Source organism: Sulfitobacter sp. W027 (genome assembly GCF_025143985.1).
Taxonomy (GTDB): Bacteria; Pseudomonadota; Alphaproteobacteria; order Rhodobacterales; family Rhodobacteraceae; genus Sulfitobacter.
Genome location: NZ_CP083564.1, coordinates 398,639 through 413,309, shown reverse-complemented (window position 1 = coordinate 413,309; position 14,671 = coordinate 398,639). Strand labels below are relative to the sequence as shown.

At 61.5% G+C, this 14,671-nt stretch carries 15 protein-coding genes; 7 read left to right on the top strand and 8 right to left on the bottom strand.

From position 1 onward, the window contains the following. Nucleotides 1–77: 77 nt before the first annotated feature. Nucleotides 78–1,412 (bottom strand): amidase, encoded by a 1,335-nt coding sequence (locus K3759_RS02040; RefSeq protein WP_259984072.1) that lies wholly within the window; start codon nt 1,410–1,412, stop codon nt 78–80. Nucleotides 1,413–1,497: 85 nt separating this feature from the next. Between K3759_RS02040 and K3759_RS02035 the strand changes: the two genes are divergently transcribed. Then, entirely contained in the window at nt 1,498–2,724 is a 1,227-nt protein-coding gene (locus K3759_RS02035) for an FAD-dependent monooxygenase (protein WP_259984070.1), read from the top strand. Nucleotides 2,725–2,739: 15 nt separating this feature from the next. Here the strand turns inward: K3759_RS02035 and K3759_RS02030 are convergent, their stop codons facing one another. The 5 genes from K3759_RS02030 to K3759_RS02010 form a co-directional block, all read right to left on the bottom strand. Continuing rightward, nucleotides 2,740–2,922, bottom strand: a complete 183-nt coding sequence (locus K3759_RS02030) for a Trm112 family protein (RefSeq protein ID WP_259984068.1) — start codon at nt 2,920–2,922, stop codon at nt 2,740–2,742. Continuing rightward, nucleotides 2,919–3,563 (bottom strand): LON peptidase substrate-binding domain-containing protein, encoded by a 645-nt coding sequence (locus K3759_RS02025; RefSeq protein WP_259984066.1) that lies wholly within the window; start codon nt 3,561–3,563, stop codon nt 2,919–2,921. The genes K3759_RS02030 and K3759_RS02025 overlap by 4 nt, the downstream gene beginning before the upstream one ends. A 27-nt stretch (nt 3,564–3,590) precedes the next feature. Next, entirely contained in the window at nt 3,591–4,520 is a 930-nt protein-coding gene (gene trxA / locus K3759_RS02020; protein ID WP_259984064.1) for a thioredoxin, read from the bottom strand. Between the two features lie 55 nt (nt 4,521–4,575). Further along, complete coding sequence (locus K3759_RS02015; protein ID WP_259984062.1) at nt 4,576–5,364, bottom strand: exodeoxyribonuclease III; 789 nt, start codon at nt 5,362–5,364, stop codon at nt 4,576–4,578. A gap of 291 nt (nt 5,365–5,655) precedes the next feature. Continuing rightward, complete coding sequence (locus tag K3759_RS02010) at nt 5,656–6,342, bottom strand: response regulator transcription factor (RefSeq protein ID WP_007118732.1); 687 nt, start codon at nt 6,340–6,342, stop codon at nt 5,656–5,658. Between the two features lie 162 nt (nt 6,343–6,504). Between K3759_RS02010 and ribA the strand changes: the two genes are divergently transcribed. Together ribA and K3759_RS02000 are read left to right on the top strand one after the other, a co-directional pair. Next, complete coding sequence (gene ribA, locus K3759_RS02005) at nt 6,505–7,596, top strand: GTP cyclohydrolase II (RefSeq protein ID WP_259984060.1); 1,092 nt, start codon at nt 6,505–6,507, stop codon at nt 7,594–7,596. Then, nucleotides 7,593–8,087, top strand: coding sequence for a L,D-transpeptidase (locus K3759_RS02000; RefSeq protein WP_259984058.1), 495 nt, complete (start codon nt 7,593–7,595; stop codon nt 8,085–8,087). The genes ribA and K3759_RS02000 overlap by 4 nt, the downstream gene beginning before the upstream one ends. On the opposite strand, the gene K3759_RS01995 is transcribed toward K3759_RS02000, so the two are convergent. Then, complete coding sequence (locus K3759_RS01995; protein WP_259984056.1) at nt 8,077–8,730, bottom strand: YggS family pyridoxal phosphate-dependent enzyme; 654 nt, start codon at nt 8,728–8,730, stop codon at nt 8,077–8,079. The two genes, K3759_RS02000 and K3759_RS01995, sit on opposite strands and share 11 nt — an antisense overlap. 102 nt (nt 8,731–8,832) lie before the next feature. Beyond that, a complete protein-coding gene (locus tag K3759_RS01990; RefSeq protein WP_259984054.1) occupies nt 8,833–9,783 on the bottom strand; it encodes a porin in 951 nt (316 codons plus the stop codon). 280 nt (nt 9,784–10,063) lie between these two features. On the opposite strand from K3759_RS01990, the gene K3759_RS01985 reads away from it, so the two are divergent. The 4 genes from K3759_RS01985 to holA all read left to right on the top strand — a co-directional run bounded on the left by K3759_RS01985 (nt 10,064) and on the right by holA (nt 14,669). Further along, nucleotides 10,064–10,558 (top strand): DUF3576 domain-containing protein, encoded by a 495-nt coding sequence (locus K3759_RS01985; RefSeq protein WP_259984052.1) that lies wholly within the window; start codon nt 10,064–10,066, stop codon nt 10,556–10,558. Between the two features lie 82 nt (nt 10,559–10,640). Next, nucleotides 10,641–13,187, top strand: coding sequence for a leucine--tRNA ligase (gene leuS, locus K3759_RS01980; protein WP_259984050.1), 2,547 nt, complete (start codon nt 10,641–10,643; stop codon nt 13,185–13,187). Then, the gene (gene lptE / locus K3759_RS01975; protein ID WP_259984048.1) at nt 13,174–13,674 is read left to right on the top strand and encodes an LPS assembly lipoprotein LptE; all 501 of its coding nucleotides are present in this window, start codon (nt 13,174–13,176) and stop codon (nt 13,672–13,674) included. The genes leuS and lptE overlap by 14 nt, the downstream gene beginning before the upstream one ends. Beyond that, complete coding sequence (holA, locus tag K3759_RS01970) at nt 13,671–14,669, top strand: DNA polymerase III subunit delta (protein WP_259984046.1); 999 nt, start codon at nt 13,671–13,673, stop codon at nt 14,667–14,669. The genes lptE and holA overlap by 4 nt, the downstream gene beginning before the upstream one ends. The last annotated feature ends 2 nt before the right edge of the window (nt 14,670–14,671 follow it).

The window sequence follows — 14,671 nt, the reverse complement described above, 5'->3', positions numbered from 1 at the left end:
AAGGTACCCAAGGCCGCCTCCCCCGTCCAGAAAAACCGGGAGATTTGCGGCCCTTGTGGCTTTTCGGTCGTGCGCTGTTATGCCTCGCGCAGGGCCGCTTCAGCCGCTGCACCAAGGCGCAAAAGCTGTTCCTCGGCATTGGGCGCGGCCATAAAAGAGATGCCGCATGACGGCGCGCCGGTCGGCAACGTAAGCGCGCAAAGCCCCATTAGATTCGCGACCCGCGTGTTGCGCAGAGACAAGAGATTCTGCGCGAGGTAGTAGTCATGGTCGCTGTTCAGCCGCTCAATGTTCGGTGGCAGCATCGGTGCAGTTGGCACCAGCACCGCGTCATAGCCTGCAACGGCACGGTCATAGCCCGCCCGCGCCAGATCAAGCTTGGCCCAAGTAGCAACGTAATCGGGGCCGGAGAACCCCTTACCCAACCGAAAACGCTCAAGAATTTCGGTGAACATCGCCTCTGGATTGGCCTCGATGACATCTCGCCAAAGACCGTAGGCTTCGGTGGTGTAGAGGCAAGAGCTCAGCGGCATCGCGTCTTCGACTTCGGGCACGACGATTTCATCGACAGTGACACCTGCGTCTCTAAGCCGCTCTACTGCCGCTTCAAAAGCCGCTTTCGGCTCCTCGGAAAGCTCTTCCATCACCACATTGGTCAGCACCGCGAAGCGACAGCCCTCCAATTCGCTTTCCTGCAAGTCAGCAGGCTTTGCCCCTTCCAAAATACCCAGCAGCAGCGCCGCGTCCTCAACAGAACGGCAAAGCGGGCCGACCGTATCGAACTTCGCCGCCAGCGGCACAGTTCCGGCCAAAGAGACCCGACCAGCTGTGGTTTTCAGCCCTACCAGATCGTTCCACGCCGCCGGGATACGCACAGAGCCGCCCGTATCAGAGCCAATCGCCGCCGCCGCCAGCCCAAAGGCCACCGACGCCGCGGCTCCGGAAGATGAACCGCCCGAAACACTGTCCGGCTCGTTCACACAAGGCGGTGTCGCGGTGCTGGGGTTATGACCAAGGCCCGAGAAGGCCAATTCGCTCATGTGGGTCTTGCCCAGACAGACCAGCCCCATCGCCGTCGCATTGGCCAGAACTTCCGCATCACGCTCCGGCACGCGGCCTTCTAGCAGCTTGGTCCCCGCCTCCGTCGCTGTGCCGGCGGTATCGAATAGGTCTTTCCAAGAGATTGGCACACCATCGAGCGGCGACAAGCGCTGATCGTCGCGGGCGCGCTCTGCCGCTGCGGCGGCTTCGGCGCGGGCGCGGTCATGGGTGACGCGGGCATAGATACGGTCGCGCATCGGGTGCGCGTCGATGGCATCGAGATAAGTATCGCAGAGCGTCACCGGGTCGATGTCCCCTGTCGCGATCCCGCGGCCCAGATCCGCTGCCGTCATTTCCAACCATTCGCGCATGTCGTACCCCTTACCGCTGTTCTTGGCGAACCTAGCGACCGTTCAGCACATGGACAATCCCCGCGCGCAGGTCATATCTAGGGCCATGGATTTTGACCACGATATCGCGATCATCGGCGGCGGACTGAACGGCCCTGCCCTTGCCTTGGCCCTCAGCCGCGCCGGGTTGCGCGTGGCGGTGATCGACGCCCTGCCCGCGCAGACCTTTGAAAACGCCGAATTCGATGGCCGCGCCTATGCGCTGGCGCTGACCTCGGTGCGACTGATGGAAGGCATCGGCATCTGGCCCGAGATTGCGGATGACGCTCAGCCGATGCTGGAAATCAAGGTGACCGACGGGCGCGCGGGGACCGGCCCCTCCCCCATGTTCATGCATTTCGACCATGCCGAAATCGAAGAAGGCCCCATGGGCCATATGGTCGAAGACCGCCACCTGCGCCGTGCATTGTTGAAGGCGGTGAACGACGATCCGGCGATTACCATGTCGAACGACACCCGCGTCACGGACCAAACGGTAGAGCCGACCGGCATCACCCTGACCTTGGACGGCGGCAAGACTCTACGTGCGCGACTGGCCGTGGGGGCCGATGGACGCGGCAGCGGGACCGCTGAACGTGCCGGGATCAAGCGCATTGCATGGTCCTACGCGCAGACGGCGCTGGTCTGTGTGGTCAATCACGAAAAACCGCATCACGGCATCGCGCATCAGTTCTTCATGCCACCCGGTCCGCTGGCTATTCTGCCGCTGAAGGGTAACCGCTCGCTCATCGTTTGGAGTGAAGCCAAAGCCAATGCAGCCGCAATCAACGCCCTGCCAAACGCGCAATATCTCGACGTGCTGCGCCCGCGCTTTGGCAGCTTTCTGGGGGAGCTCTCCCTGACCGGTCCGCGCTACAGCTATCCGCTGGGCTTGTCGCTCGCCCATTCCATGACCGCCCCGCGCGTGGCGCTTTTGGGAGATGCGGCACATGGGGTGCATCCCATCGCCGGTCAGGGGTTAAACGCAGGCCTGCGCGATGTGGCGGCCTTGGCCGAGGTGATTGCCGATGCGGTGCGCCGTGGTGAAGACCCCGGAAATGACGCCGTACTGGCACGCTATCAGGAGTGGCGGCGGTTCGACAACGCCAGCCTTGCGCTGGCGACCGATAGCTTCAACCGGCTGTTTTCGAACGATAATGCGTTTTTGCGCCTGGCCCGCGACATGGGCATGGCCGCAATCAACGCCCTGCCCGGCCTGCGCCGGACCTTTATCCGCGAAGCCGCAGGGCTGACAGGTGAGCTGCCCCGATTGATGCGCGGAAAGCCCCTGTGACAGGGCCGGGGCCTATTACAGCGTCCGCGCCTCATCCGGCAGCATGACCGGAATGCCATTACGGATCGGATAAGCAAGCCCGGCAGCTTTTGACACCAGCTCCTGCTTTTCGGCGTCATAGGCCAGCGTCGTCTGGGTGCGCGGGCAGATCAATGCCTCCAGCATCCGGCGATCGAATTGAACGGCCGCATCCGTCATTGCATCAAACCCTCTTCCTGACCGCCGCGCATTGCGAATTCGATCAATGTCACCAATGTCTCGCGCCGGGTTTCCAGCGATGGCGCTTCCAGAAGCGCCTGTTTGTCCTCGTCCTCGAACTCCAGCATCATCGACAGCGAGTTGATGAGCAGCTCGTCTTCGGCCTCTTTCAACGTATCCCAATCAGCAGAAAGGCCGCGCGCATCGAAATAGCGGCTCAACAGGTCGAGGAAGCGGGCCCGGTCGAAGGTATCGTCCACCTCATCCTCACCCAAATCACGATCAAAACCCGACCAATTCACGTCACAGCGGCGATAGGGACAGAAACCGTCCACCTCTTCCACGACGCGGAAACGCGAAACGCCGCCCAAGGTGACCATATAGCGGCCATCCTCGGTCTCGGAAAACTGAGTGATGCGCCCGGCACAGCCGATCTGGTGCAGACCGGTGCCGTCGCGGCCGGGCACCTCGTTGGGCTGAACCATCCCGATCAGGCGCGTGTCGGTTTTAAGCGCGTCTTCGATCATTTGAAGGTAGCGCGGTTCAAAAATATGCAGCGGCAGACGCGAGCGGGGCAGCAGCAGTGCCCCTGCCAACGGAAAGATCGCAATAGTCTTGGGCAATTCTGCGGGCTTGATCATGACAAGGGACTTAGTGCGCCCGTCTCCTCAGGCAAATATCATTGACGACAGTTTACGACGGCCATTGAGCACCACCGGATCATTGGGTTTAAGCGCCTCGAAAATGGTGAAAAGCTGCATTTTGGCGGCGCTGTCATTCCACTCGCGATCCCGACGGAACAGTTCCAACAGGTGATCGACAGCGGCTTCAGCATCGTTCTGCGCGTAAAGCGCTTGGGCCAGATCGAACCGCGCCTGATGGTCGTCGGGATTGGCTTCGACCTTCTCGGTCAACTCGGCCACGGGGCCTGCATCCGCAGCCTGATGTGCCAGTTGCAACTGGGCATGGGCCGCTTCGAGTTCGGGAGCCTTGGAAATCTCAATCGGCGCACCGTTCAACAGGGCTTCGGCCTGCTCCAGCTCGCCCATCGCTATATAGGACCGGACCATGCCGCCATAGGCGGAGGCGTTCATCGGGTCTTCTTCCAAAATCGCAGCAAAGGTCTGCGCTGCATCCGTAGCGGTGCCTTCGGCCAGCATCTCTTCGGCGGCGGCCACGGCATCGGCCAGCGTATCACCGGGGGCTTCGCCGCCACCGGCTTTCACCACGCGGTCAACGAAGGCCTTGATTTCGGACTGCGGCAGCGCGCCTTGAAAACCATCAACGGGTTGGCCTTTGTAGAATGCATAGACCGTCGGAATCGATTGGATTTGCAACTGCCCCGCAATCGCTTGGGCTTGATCGACGTCGACCTTCACCATTTTCACCGCACCCTTAGCCGCGCGAACCGCGTCTTCCAGCATTGGGCCGAGCGTTTTACAAGGGCCGCACCACGGTGCCCAGAAATCGACGATCACCGGCACGGTCTGCGAGGCTTCGACCACATCGGCCATAAAGGTTGCTTCGGTCGTGTCCTTGATCAGGTCAGCGTCTACAGGAGCGTTGGCGGCGCCAGTGGAAAGGTTCAGGTCGATCATTGTGTCATCCTCGCTAAATCGCGTTTGGCTTTATATGGACGCGCGGGGGCGCGATTCAAAGGTCAAAACTGGCAAAAACCGGTGCGTGGTCGCTGGGTTTCTCCCAACCGCGGGCATCGCGGACGATATGGCTGGAGTGTCCGGCCTGTGCGATATCAGAGGTGGCCCAGATGTGATCGAGCCTGCGGCCTTTATCAGCGGCATCCCAATCGGCGGCGCGGTAGGACCACCAGCTATAGAGATTGCCCGTCGGCACGTCCTGCCGAGTGATGTCGACCCAATTGCCCGCATCCTGCACCGCGCCAAGCGCTTCGACCTCGACCGGGGTGTGGCTGACGATCTTCAACAGTTTTTTGTGGTCCCAGACGTCATCCTCGCGCGGGGCGATGTTCAGATCACCCACAAGGATCGACTTCTCGGGTCTGTCGCCGTGAAACCAATCGCGCATTTCCGAGAGGTAATCGAGCTTTTGGCCAAACTTCTCATTGATCTCGCGGTCGGGTTTGTCACCGCCAGCGGGGACGTAGAAGTTGTGGATCGTGGTGCCGTTTTCCAGTTTGGCAGCCACGTGGCGGGCATGGCCCAGCATGGCGAAGTCCTGATCGCCCGCGTCCAGCAGCGGCAGTTTTGACAGGATCGCCACGCCGTTGTAGCCCTTCTGCCCGCGCGCCACCATGTGCGTATACCCCGCCGCTTGAAACGCCTCGACGGGGATTTTGTCTACGGGGCTTTTGCATTCCTGCAGGCACAGCACGTCCGGCCCATGTTCGGCCAGCAGTTTCAGCACCAAAGGCTCGCGCAGGCGGACAGAGTTGATGTTCCAAGTGGCGAGGGAAAAGGACATGGGGCAGGCTCCGGTCTGGGATCAGGTCGGCACAGTAACGCGGGTGGCGCGGGGGTGCCATGATGAAATCTGCGCACAGGTCGCGGGGGCCAATGTACAGGGCCCAAAGTACGGGGGCCGAAGATGGACGTTAGATAAAAAAAGGCCGGGCACTACGGCCCGGCCAGTCCAACAGGGAGGTATGTACCTTTACCCGGGTACAAAAGTCGGGCTTCAAACCGAGTGGCGGGTCATGAAAACCCCGCCTCTCAGGGTTTCCAACCAAGATAGGTTGGAAATGGTTCCCGGTTTTTATGCCATCAGGCGATATCCGCCGGATTCCGTCACCAGCAAACGGGCATTCGAAGGGTCGGGCTCGATCTTCTGGCGCAGTCGGTAAATATGGGTTTCAAGCGTGTGGGTCGTGACGCCAGCGTTATAGCCCCAGACCTCGTGCAACAGCACATCGCGCGGCACGACACCATCGGTTGAGCGGTAGAGGAATTTGAGGATATTGGTCTCTTTCTCGGTCAGACGCACCTTGCGGTCGTCCTCTGTTGTCAGCACTTTCATCGCGGGTTTGAACGTATAAGGCCCAAGCTGGAACACCGCGTCTTCGGACTGCTCGTGCTGGCGCAACTGCGCGCGGATGCGGGCCAAAAGGACGGGGAATTTGAATGGCTTCGTGACGTAATCATTCGCCCCGGCATCAAGGCCAAGGATCGTATCTGCATCGGTGTCATGGCCCGTCAGCATCAGGATCGGGCTTTTCACCCCCTGCTTGCGCATCAAGCGACACAGTTCGCGCCCATCGGTGTCCGGCAGGCCCACATCAAGGATCACCAAATCGTAAAGCGCCTCTTTGGCTTTGGTCATCGCCTCGGTGCCGTTGGCGGCTTCGAAAACGTCGAAATCCTCGGTCATGATCAGCTGTTCGCTTAGCGCTTCGCGCAGGTCATCGTCATCATCAACGAGCAGGATTTTCTTAAGCTGGGCCATCTATCTCTCCGTCTGTTGTCTTATACATGCGCTTCGGCACGGTGTCCGACAAGGGATGTGACCACTGTCTCACAGCCTCGTGTCAACAAAGCGTGAAATGTTTCAATTCCTTTGGATATAACTTAGATAAACGCTGAAGCCTTTGCGGAGTTGCAACAAAACATGAGTTTCGCCCCGGACATCACCGAACAACTGGCGCGTGCGCGGGCCGATTTACGCATGGGCGTGCCCGTGGTTTTGGCGGATGGGACGCAGGCCGCCCTCGTGCTGGCGGCGGAGACGCTGACCGCACAGCGCCTTGCGGATGTGTTGGCCTTGGGAGGAGCGCCCGTGCTAGCAATCACCGCGCGGCGAGCCGAAACGCTGAAAGCCCGCGCCTATGATGGCCAACTGGCCCGCGTGCTGCTGCCCCACGGCGCGACACCGGCTTGGGTGCAAAGCATCGCTGATCCGGCGGATGACCTGCGCGCCCCGATGAAAGGTCCGCTGCAGACCGCGCGGGGCGGTGATACGACCGCGCATAGCGCCGCGCTTGATTTGGTAAAAGCCGCGCGAATGCTGCCTGCTGCGTTGGTGCTCGATCTGCCGCAGGGCGCAGACTTCGCGCGTCTGCACGGGCTGACCCTGATCGACCTCGCCGCTGCCGCCCCGATCCTTGCGCGGCGCAGCGCCCTGCATCCGGTGGTCAACGCCCGCCTGCCGATGGAGGTGTCTGAGGCGGGTCGTTTGCATATCTTCCGCCCCGAGGACGGCGGCGAAGAACACTACGCCATCGAGATTGGCCGCCCTGCCCGCAACACGCCCGTTCTCTGCCGTCTGCACTCAGCCTGTTTTACCGGCGATCTGATGGGCAGCCTGAAATGCGACTGCGGCCCACAGCTTCGCGCGGCACTGGCGCAGATGGGCGGCGAAGGCAACGGCGTGTTGCTCTACCTCAATCAAGAGGGGCGCGGCATCGGCCTTGCCAACAAGATGCGCGCCTATTCTTTGCAGGATCAGGGTTTTGACACGGTTGAAGCCAATCACCGCCTCGGCTTTGAGGATGATGAGCGCGACTTCCGCCTCGGCGCGGACATTCTGCGGTCGATGGGTTTCTCCGCCGTCCGGTTGCTGACCAACAACCCGCGCAAAGTGGGCATGATGGAGCAAAGCGGCGTTGCCGTCACCGAACGGGTGCCATTAGCGGTGGGCGAGAACCGCCACAACAGCGCCTATCTGGCTACCAAGGCCGCGAAATCGGGGCATCTTCTGTGACGCCGAATGACATGGTTTTGACGCCGACGGGCCTGCGATTTCAGGGGCGGCGCTATGCCTGTAGTATTGGCAAGGGCGGTCTGACCCATGACAAACGCGAAGGCGACGGGGCTACGCCGCGCGGGGTGCATCGTTTGGTGGGGATGCTCTATCGGCCTGACCGTATCACTGCCCCGAGCGCTTGGGCGCAGCCTATCGGCCCGCGCGACCTGTGGTCCGACGCCAGTGGTCAACCCGATTACAACCACCGTGTCCGCGCCCCCTATGACCATAGCCACGAGGCGCTGCAGCGGGCGGATCCGCTCTATGATCTGGTGATCCTGACCGATTGGAACTGGCCGGAAGCCGAAGCTGGACGTGGCTCCGCGATTTTTGTCCATCAGTGGCGGCGTCCGGGATATCCGACCGAGGGCTGCATCGCTTTTTCACGCGGGAATTTGCACCACATCGCCGCGCGGGTGGGCCCGGCAACGCGGCTGATTATTCGCTAACCCGTTCACCAAAGATAGCAGAGCCGACGCGGACATGGGTCGCTCCAAGGGCAATGGCCTGCTCAAAGTCACTGCTCATGCCCATCGAAAGGCCGTTCAGATCGTTGCGTGCGGCGATCTTGGCGAGCATTGCGAAGTGCAGCGATGGCGCCTCATCTACCGGGGGAATACACATCAACCCCTTGATCGGCAGGTCCAGCGCCCGGCATTCGGCGATGAAGTCATCTGCCTCGCGGGGCATCACCCCGGCTTTCTGATCTTCTTCACCCGTGTTGACCTGAATGAACAGATCAGGGCAGCGGCCAATCTCCTGCGCCAAGCGCGCGATGGTCTTGGCCAGTTTGGGACGGTCTACCGTGTGGATCGCCTCGGCCAGTTCCATCGCCTGACGGACCTTGTTGGACTGCAAGGGGCCGATGAGGTGCAGGTCAATGCCGTCGAAATCTTCACGGAAACCGGGCCATTTGCCCGCCGCTTCCTGCACGCGGTTCTCACCGAACGAACGGTGGCCTTCTTCCAAGACCGCACGCACGCGGGCGTCAGGCTGAACCTTGCTGACGGCGATCAAGGTGACCGACCCCGCCGCGCGGCCTGCATCGGCTTCGGCTGTCGTGATGCGGTGTTGGATGTCGCTGAGACTCATTTTCGGCCCTCCATGTCAGGCGCGCAGAAAACACCAGCACCGGGCAAAAGAAAAGGGGCAGACCGAAAGGCCTGCCCCAATATTCAGAGTATGTCGTTCAACTTAGAAGTTGAAGCGAACACCCATGTCGGCACGGTCGTCGCCGTTGAAACGGTGAGCAACACCACCACGCAGGGAGACGCCGCCGCCCAGGTCGTGGTTGAAGTCAACGCCGTAACCGGTGTCGTTGCCTGCGCCGTCTTGGTCAGCAACATAGACTTCAACGTCTGTCGCTGCGCCAACGTCGAAACGACCGGCCAGAACGATACGGTCACCGTTGGTGCCGTTGTCAGCAAACGCCAGGGTCACGTCGGCGATGCCGAAGGAACCGCCAGCTGTCGCTGTGAACTCGGTGTCGCCTGCGTCGTCGGAGTCTTGACCACCAACCGCGAAGGTCCAGCCGCTCCATGTGTAAGCGACATAACCGGCAACGCGGTCATTGTCGTCGGAAGCCGACACGTGCACTGCCAGGTCACCAGCGGAGTACATGACTTCTACACCGTTGGAGCCAGCTGCGCCGTTACCACCGGAGGAGTATGCGTCGCCGTTGCCGTCGTAGGCGGTGTAGTCATAGCCCAGGCCGGTCAGGCCGAGGTCGATCGGGTACTGACCCGGCATGGATTCCAGAGCACCGAAGATGTTGCCAACGCCGACTTCAAAGCCACCGGAACGAGCGAAGAAACGAACGCCGTTGATGCCTGTGCCTGCGGGACCAGCATTTTCTGCGAAGTCGTCAGCTGTGCCGAGAATGTTGTCGGGACCAGCGTTGATCGACTGCTGCTCATCGGAGTTGTTCTGCTGGATACGTGCACGGGCACCAACAACAACGCCAGCGTCGGACTCAGCTGTCGCGTCGATCTGCAGACGGAAACGGCTGGTGACGTCTGTGGAGTCGCCTGCTGCTGTGTCGTTGTACAGAACACCAAAACGGCCGTAGCCGCCGAATGTTACGTCTGCTGCTGCTACACCGGCGGTCGCAACCAGGGCTGTTGTAGCGAAGAGAACTTTTTTCATGAGTTTTCCCTCGGTTTGAATTCATATGCCCAGACCGGGGAATCCGGTAAGGGTATGAAGGGTGTTTGCCCCCAATGCCCTGCACTTGGCAAGGTTCACGCGCCCCCCACCCTCAATGTCGCCGGGGTTGGTGCAGCTATGCCACAGTTTCGCCGCCCCACGGTTGCAGCAGCCCCTTTAGCGGTGCCCATCGCCAGCCAGCAGGCTCCTATGACATAGACCTTGCCGATAAGGGCCCGCTTGGATAGACCGGAGCGCAAACAGGCAAAGGAAAGCTGCAATGGCCCTTCGTACCGCTTGCAAGATGGCAATCTCCGTTCTGGCGCTTAGCGCTCTCACCGCCTGTGGTGGGGGCTTTGGCAGCCCGGCCACGGAACGGCCCGATCAGTATACCAACTCGAACAACCCCAATAACATTGAGACCAATCCGGAAAACACGATTTGGTCGATTTTCAATCGCAAGAATACGGATACCAGCGTTTCGGTGAACAAATACCTGTGGTCGGCCTCGCTTGAAGTGCTGAACTTCCTGCCGGTGCAATCAGTCGATCCCTTCACCGGCGTGATCGTCACGGGCTACGGCACCCCGCCGGGCGGTGGCCGCGCCTATCGCGCGACCGTGCTGATCGACGATCCGGCACTGGATGCGCGGTCGCTCAACGTGGCGCTGCAAACCTCTGGCGGTCAGCCCGTGGCACGGGCCACGACCCGCGCGGTGGAGGATGCGATCCTCAGCCGGGCGCGGGAGATGCGCGTGTCCGACAGCAAATTCTGAGCCCGCTTAACTCAACACGTTTTCAACGCCGGGCCTTGTGAAAGCAGCAGCCCGGCGTTTTTCATGTCATAAGGTCCCCGTCATGCCCCGCTATACCCCCGCCGAGATCGAAGCCCGCTGGCAGCAAGCCTGGGAAAAGGATGGTTTCTTTCAGGCCACCCGAAACGCTGACAAGCCGAAGTACTATGTGCTTGAGATGTTCCCCTATCCGTCGGGCCGCATCCACATGGGGCACGTGCGCAACTACACGATGGGCGACGTGATCGCGCGCTACAAGATCGCCACCGGGCATAACGTGCTGCATCCGATGGGTTGGGACGCCTTTGGCATGCCCGCCGAAAACGCCGCCATGGCTATTGGCGGCCACCCGGCGGATTGGACCTATGACAACATCGCCGAGATGAAAAAGCAGATGAAGCCGCTCGGCCTGTCGATTGACTGGTCGCGCGAGATTGCAACCTGCCACCCCGGTTACTACGGCCAGCAGCAGGCGCTGTTTCTCGACTTCCTCAAAGAGGGTCTGGTCTACCGCAAGAACGCCGTGGTGAACTGGGACCCGGTCGATATGACCGTGCTGGCCAACGAGCAGGTCGAAAACGGCTGCGGCTGGCGCTCTGGCGCGCCGGTGGAGCGGCGCGAGCTGACGCAGTGGTTCTTCAAGATCTCCGACCATTCCGAAGAGCTGCTCTCGGCGCTCGACAGCCTCGACAACTGGCCCGCCAAGGTCAAACTGATGCAGGCCAACTGGATTGGCAAATCGCGCGGGCTGCAATTTGCCTTCTCGACCATCGAAGCGCCCGAGGGTTTTGACCGCATCGAAGTCTATACCACCCGCCCCGACACGCTGTTGGGCGCGTCTTTTGTTGGCATCTCGCCCGATCACCCGCTGGCCAAAACGCTGGAACGGGACGACGAAGCCGTCGCCGCCTTCTGCGCCGAATGCCGTAAGGGTGGCACCACCGAGGAGGCGATCGAGACCGCCGAGAAGCTGGGCTATGACACCGGCATCCGCGTGCGCCATCCCTTTGATACGGCGGCTGAACTGCCCGTCTATATCGCCAATTTCATCCTGATGGACTACGGCACCGGCGCGATCTTTGGTTGCCCCGGCCACGACCAGCGCGATTTTGACTTTGCGACCAAATACGATCTGCCGATCATCTCGACCTTCCTGCCCTCCGAGGAGGCCTCGCCCAAACTCTCTGAAGCCTATGTGCCGCAGAAGTCGGAAAAGGTCTTCTACAACCGTGGCTTTGCGGGCGATCAATGGCAAACCGGGGAACAGGCCGTCGATGCCGCCATCGCTTTCTGCGAAGAAAACGGCATTGGGCAAGGCGTCACCAAGTTCCGCCTGCGCGACTGGGGCCTCTCGCGCCAGCGTTACTGGGGCTGCCCGATCCCGGTTGTGCATTGCGACGACTGCGGCGTGGTGCCTGAAAAGAAAGAGAACCTGCCGGTTGAGCTGCCCTACGATGTCACATTCGACACCCCCGGCAACCCGCTCGACCGGCACCCGACATGGCGCAACTGCGCCTGCCCGGCCTGTGGCAAGGATGCGCTGCGCGAGACCGACACGATGGACACTTTCGTGGACTCATCGTGGTACTACGCCCGCTTCACCGCGCCCCATGCGGACACACCCACGGACCTCGAAGAAGCCGCCTATTGGATGAACGTCGATCAATATATCGGCGGTATTGAGCATGCGATTCTGCACCTGCTCTATGCCCGCTTCTTTGCCCGCGCCATGCAGATCACCGGGCATCTGCCTGAGGGCGCGGCCGAGCCTTTCGACGCGCTCTTTACCCAAGGCATGGTGACGCATGAGATCTACCAGACCCGCGACGCCAATGGCCGCCCGGTCTATCACCTGCCCGAAGACGTCACCGATGGGAAACTGGCAGACGGCACCGAGGTGGAGATCATCCCCTCCGCCAAAATGTCGAAATCCAAGAAAAACGTCGTCGACCCGCTGCACATCATCTCGAACTACGGCGCCGACACCGCGCGCTGGTTCGTGCTGAGCGATTCGCCCCCCGAGCGCGATGTCGAATGGACCGCCAGCGGGGCCGAGGCGTCTTATAAGCACCTCTCTCGCGTGTGGAACATCTGCGACCGCGTCAGCGAAATGGACCGCGACGCGGCGGGCACCGGCGATGACGACCTCCTGCGAGCGCTGCACAAGACGATCCACGATGTGACGATGGGCGTCGAATCCTTCGGCTTCAACGCGGCGATTGCAAAACTCTATGCCTTCACCGCTACCTTGCAGAAGTCCAAAGCAGGCTATGCCGCGCAGCGCGAAGCCATCATGACGCTGGCGCAGCTGATGTCCCCGATGACCCCGCATCTGTCGGAAGACATCTGGGCGCATCTGGGCGGCGAGGGGCTGATCGTCAACGCGCCTTGGCCCAAGGCAGACGAGGCGATGCTGGTCGATGACACCGTGACCCTGCCCATTCAGATCAACGGCAAACGCCGGGCGGAAATTCAGGTGCCCGCCGATATGCCGAAGGAAGAGGTTGAAAAAATCGCGCTGGCGCATGAAGCTGTCATTCGAACGCTGGACGGGGCCTCCCCGAAAAAGGTCATCGTCGTGCCCGGACGGATTGTGAATGTCGTTGCCTAAAGCCACCCCCTCGCGCCGCCGCTTCCTAGCGGCCCTGCCCCTGCTGGCGCTCGCTGCCTGCGGGTTCGAGCCACTCTATGGCCCCGGCGGCGCGGGCACGGCTTTGCAAAACCGCGTGTTGGTGGATGCGCCGGAAGACCGCTTTGGCTATTTTCTGGTGCGTGAGGTGGAAAGCCGTTTAGGCCGCGCGGCCACGCCCCGCTGGGGTTTGGCGCTGACCACCACGACTTCTGAGGACGGTCTGGCCATTGACAGCGAAGGCAACACCCGGCGCTATAACCTGCTTGGCACCACCTCTTACGCCCTGCGCGACCTCGACAGCGGGCAGATCGTGACTTCGGGCAAGGTCGAAAGCTTCACCGGCTATTCCGCCACCGGCACCACCGTCGCCACCCGCGCCGCCGAGTTGGACGCGCAGGAACGCCTGATGGTGATTCTGGCTGACCTCGTCGTGAGCCGCCTTTATGCGGCTGACTTGCCGCAATGAAGCTCACCCCGCGCGAGGCGAAACCCTATTTCGCGCGGCCTGATCCCGCGCGGACGGGGCTTTTGATCTACGGCAGCGATGCCATGCGCGTGGCCTTGAAACGGCAGGAATTCCTGAAAAACCTGCTTGGCGCCAACGCCGAAGAGGAGATGCGTCTGACCCGGATGCCCGCAGGTGAATTGCGCCGCGATCCGGCGATGCTGCTGGATGCGATCAAGGCCGTCGGCTTTTTCCCCGGCCCGCGTGCCGCGCTGGTGGAAGAGGCTAATGACAACATCGCTAAAATCCTGCTCGACGCGCTGAAGGAGTGGCAACTGGGTGACGCGCAGATCATCGTCACTGCGGGCGATCTGAAAAAGACGTCCAAGGTGCTCAAGGCTTTTGAGAGCCACCCCAACGCCTATGCCACGCCGATCTACGACAACCCGCCCGACCGGGCGGAGATTGAACAGATGCTGAAAGACGCGGGCCTCACGCCCGAAGCCGATGCCATGGCCGCGCTGAGCGATCTGGCCCGCACGCTCGATCCGGGCGATTTCCGCCAGACGCTGGAAAAAATCACGCTCTACAAGCTGAACGATTCCACCCCTATTGGCCTTGATGACATCGCCGCCTGCGCCCCCACCTCGACCGAGGCCGAGGTGGACGACATCTTGCATGTCGTGGCCGAAACCCGCGCCGCCGAGATCGGTCCGGTGATGAGCAAGCTGCAAGGCCAAGGCGTCAACGCCGTGACCTTGATCATCATGGCCACCCGTCATTTCCGCACCCTCTACCGCATCGCTGCCAACCCCGGCGCGCCGATCTACGGTGTGCGTGACCGCGACCGCGCGATGCGGCAGGCTCGCAACTGGGGCGCGGTCAAGCTTGAGACGGCGCTTGCGGTGCTGACCGAAACCGACCTCAAGCTGCGCTCTGCCGGGCAGCACGCCCCGGCGCTGGCTTTGGTCGAGCGGGCCTTTATCCGTCTGGCAATGCTGGGCGCACAACGTTGATT